The organism is Mycobacterium sp., from assembly GCF_049683935.1.
In the GTDB taxonomy this organism is placed as follows: domain Bacteria; phylum Actinomycetota; class Actinomycetes; order Mycobacteriales; family Mycobacteriaceae; genus Mycobacterium.
The window spans coordinates 1-2,843 of the sequence record NZ_JBAUJR010000411.1; the positions used below are offsets into that span (position 1 = coordinate 1).

Sequence of the window (2,843 nt, forward strand, 5' to 3'; positions counted from 1 at the left end):
GCCGGTACTGCGCTTCGACCAATGCCGGCGTCGCCAGCTTGCTGTCCGTGGCCGCGCGCGGCATCGGCCCGGTGACCGCAGCTTCCGGCCCGGGGGCGCCGCCCTGGGGTCCCCGGTATGTCTCCAGATAGGCGGGGACCAGGCGCTCGATGACCTCGGAAGGTACCGAAGCGCCCACTGTGCCGCTAATGGCACCTGGGTTCAACGACATTCGCCGCTCCTACTCGCACGTGCTGACCGACCCTCGTTGGCTGTCACCGACGCCCGCGGGGGCCGGCGACGTGGTCCGCACGACGAGACTATCCCCGCGTGAGCTTCCGATGGGTCACCCTGTGCGGACGGGCCGCTTCGGCACCGAGTCGCTCCACCTTGTTCTCCTCGTAGCCACCGAAGTTGCCCTCGAACCAGAACCACTTGGCCTCGTTGTCGCTGTCGCCTTCCCACGCCAGGATGTGGGTGCAGGTGCGGTCGAGGAACCACCGGTCGTGGCTGATGACCACCGCGCAGCCGGGGAACTTCTCGAGGGCGTTCTCCAGCGAACTCAGCGTCTCGACGTCGAGATCGTTGGTCGGCTCGTCGAGCAGGATCAGGTTTCCGCCCTCTTTGAGGGTCAGCGCCAGGTTCAGCCGGTTGCGCTCACCGCCGGACAGCACGCCGGCCGGCTTCTGCTGGTCGGGACCTTTGAAGCCGAACGCCGACACGTAGGCCCGGGACGGCACCTCGTTCTGACCGACCTCGATGTAGTCCAGCCCGTCGGAAACGACTTCCCAGACGTTCTTCTTCGGGTCGATCCCGCCGCGGTTCTGGTCGACGTAGCTGAGTTTGACCGTCTCGCCGACCTTGACCGTGCCACTGTCGGGCTCCTCGAGACCGACGATGGTCTTGAACAACGTGGTCTTCCCGACGCCGTTGGGGCCGATGACACCGACGATGCCGTTTCGCGGCAGGGTGAAGGACAGATCCTTGATCAAGATCCGGCCGTCGAAGCCCTTGTCGAGGTGACTGACCTCGACGACCTGGTTGCCCAGTCGCGGGCCGGTCGGGATCTGGATCTCCTCGAAGTCGAGCTTGCGGGTCTTCTCCGCCTCCGCCGCCATCTCCTCGTACCGTCCGAGGCGGGCCTTGTTCTTGGCCTGGCGGGCCTTGGCGCCCGACCGGACCCAGGCGAGTTCCTCCTGCAGCCGCTTGTGCAGCTTCTGGTCCTTGCGGCCCTGGATGGCGACGCGCTCCGCCTTCTTCTCCAGATAGGTCGAGTAGTTGCCCTCGTAGGGGTACGCGCGACCCCGGTCGAGCTCGAGGATCCACTCGGCGACGTTGTCCAGGAAGTACCGGTCGTGGGTGACGGCCAGGATCGCGCCCTTGTACTCGGCCAGATGCTTCTCCAGCCACAGCACGCTCTCGGCGTCGAGGTGGTTGGTCGGCTCGTCGAGCAGCAGCAGGTCGGGCTCGGACAGCAGCAGCCTGCACAGTGCCACGCGACGCTTCTCACCACCGGAGAGGTGTGTCACCGGCTCGTCGGGCGGCGGGCACCGCAGCGCGTCCATCGCCTGTTCGAGCTTCGAGTCCAGATCCCAGGCGTCGGCGGTGTCCAGTTCCTCCTGGAGCTGGCCCATCTCCTCCATGAGTTCGTCGGTGTAGTCGGTGGCCATCAGCTCGGCGACCTCGTTGTACCGGTTGAGCTTCGCCTTGATCGGAACGCCCTGCTCGACGTTCTCCCTGACGGTCTTGTCCTCATCCAGCTGCGGCTCCTGCATCAGGATGCCCACGCTGGCGCCGGGTGCCAGGAACGCGTCGCCGTTGTTCGCCTGGTCCAGCCCGGCCATGATCCGCAAGACGCTCGACTTACCGGCCCCGTTGGGGCCGACGACGCCGATCTTCGCGCCCGGAAGGAAGTTCAGGGTGACGTCGTCAAGGATGACCTTGTCGCCGTGCGCCTTGCGGACCTTCCGCATCGTGTAGATGAATTCGGCCATTGCCGTGGTGTCGCCTTTCTTGATCTTCGCGATCTAGAGGATCGTGCGATAGTCGGGCCCCATCCTAGGCGTGGCCGCACAGGCGGCGTTGGCCGCTACGCGCTCAGCGGCAGCCCCTTCTCCTCGGCCTCGGACTCAGCGTCGCCGTTGTCGGCGTCGGTCTCCACGCCCCCGTGGTGATCGCTGTCGCTCTCTGGGGCGGCCGGGGTCGTTTCGGGGTGCCTGCGCTTGTCGATGCGCACGATGCATCGCGCCAGATCCGGCCCCACCGAGGTGGCCCGGATCTCCAGGGACGAACGACGGTTGCCGTCCCGGTCCTCGTATTCGCTGGTGTACACGGTGCCAACAACGATCACCGCGTCACCCTTCCCGAGGCCGGCGCCCACACCGGTGACCAGCCGGCCCCAGCAGTTGACCGTGGCGTAGAGCGAGTTTCCCGGCTCCCAGGTGCCCTCCGCAGTGCGCCTGCGCGAATTGCTGGCGACCCGGAACTTGAAGAGCTCCTGATCGCCGACCCAGCGGCGCTCCGGCGCTGTGACGATGGTGCCTACGACGGTGATGGGTGTCTCGAACATGTTTTCCTTCTCTCTTCCTTCGGCAGCGGGCCCGGCACGTGCCTGACCCGTCGGTGACACCCCCATTGACCGCCGCGCCGCCGACACCACCGGCAGTGCGGCGCCACGGGCGGGGACACGTTGTGGACGAATTGCGCGTTGGGGATGACCGGGACATAGGTTGATCGGCATGACGGCGGACGGCGACGCGGGCCCCGGCGTCCTGGCGGGCATTCGCGTCGCGATCGTCGAGTCGTTCGACGACGCCACGATCGCCGTCTTGGGCTCCGCAGGCGCCGTCGTGACCGCTCTGGGT

At 66.9% G+C, this 2,843-nt stretch carries 3 protein-coding genes; all 3 read right to left on the reverse strand.

Annotated features, from left to right (window positions below; translation table 11 throughout):
* A partial coding sequence (locus WA965_RS23380; protein ID WP_526448125.1) for a hypothetical protein occupies window positions 1–211 on the reverse strand: 211 nt, incomplete at its 3' end.
* A gap of 88 nt (window positions 212–299) precedes the next feature.
* Complete coding sequence (ettA, locus tag WA965_RS23385) at window positions 300–1,973, reverse strand: energy-dependent translational throttle protein EttA (RefSeq protein ID WP_526294111.1); 1,674 nt, start codon at window positions 1,971–1,973, stop codon at window positions 300–302.
* A 95-nt stretch (window positions 1,974–2,068) separates the two neighbouring features.
* Window positions 2,069–2,548: a single-stranded DNA-binding protein gene (locus WA965_RS23390; protein WP_526294112.1), complete on the reverse strand. Its 480-nt coding sequence runs from the start codon at window positions 2,546–2,548 to the stop codon at window positions 2,069–2,071.
* Between the last annotated feature and the right edge of the window lie 295 nt (window positions 2,549–2,843).